This window comes from Vibrio sinaloensis (genome assembly GCF_000808535.1).
GTDB lineage: Bacteria > Pseudomonadota > Gammaproteobacteria > Enterobacterales > Vibrionaceae > Vibrio > Vibrio sinaloensis_D.
The window spans coordinates 1-1,027 of record NZ_JWLV01000004.1; the positions used below are offsets into that span (position 1 = coordinate 1).

General features: G+C 57.9%; 1 protein-coding gene. It reads right to left on the bottom strand.

Annotated features, from left to right (window positions below; translation table 11 throughout):
• A partial coding sequence (locus RJ47_RS21390; protein ID WP_039481800.1) for a Calx-beta domain-containing protein occupies positions 1–1,027 on the bottom strand: 1,027 nt, incomplete at both ends.

Below are 1,027 nucleotides of genomic sequence, written 5' to 3' on the forward strand. Positions count from 1 at the left end.
CGATGTCACCCGCTTCCGCGCTGTAACCGTCAGTGGTTGGCGCAAGGTTGACCACGACTGGCGCTTCGGTTTCATTCGATAGCGAGACAGTGAACACCGCGTCAGTGCCTTCGTTCACGTCCCCCGCATCTGTCACAGACAGGGTTGGCTTGTCGTTATCTGGGGTACCCGGACCTGGGCCCGTACCGTCGTCTTTGATGGTTGCGGTACCTGTTGCACTGCCGTTTGACGTCACGTTGTTCGATTCAGTGACCACAAGACCAAAGGTCTCGTCGCCTTCGTAGACGTTATCGCCCGTAGTTGGGATGGTCACCGTAATGTCGGTGATGCCCGCTGGGATAGTCACGTTGCCGCTGCCATCGACCGTCAGTGTTTGCGTTTGGTTGTTGCTGTCGACATACGTCACGACCATCTCGCCGATGTCACCCGCTTCCGCGGTGTAACCGTCAGTGGTTGGCGCAAGGTTGACCACCACTGGCGCTTCGGTTTCATTAGAGAGTGACACAGTGAATACCGCGTCAGTGCCTTCGTTCACATCACCACCGCCTGTCACGGTAAGCTCTGGCTTGTCGTTATCTGGCGTGCCTGGACCTGGGCCCGTACCGTCGTCTTTGATGGTTGCGGTACCTGTCGCACTGCCGTTTGACGTCACGTTGTTCGATTCAGTGACCACAAGACCAAAGGTCTCGTCGCCTTCGTAGACGTCATCGCCCGTAGTTGGGATGGTCACCGTAATGTCGGTGATGCCCGCTGGGATGGTCACGTTGCCGCTGCCATCGACCGTCAGTGTTTGCGTCTGGTTGTTGCTGTCAACGTAAGTCACGACCATCTCACCGATGTCACCCGCTTCCGCGGTGTAACCGTCAGTGGTTGGCGCTAGGTTAACCACCACTGGCGCTTCGGTCTCGTTAGAGAGTGAAACCGTGAACACCGCGTCAGTGCCTTCGTTCACGTCACCCGCGTCCGTCACAGACAGGGTTGGCTTGTCGTTATCTGGGGTACCCGGACCTGGGCCCGTACCGTCGTC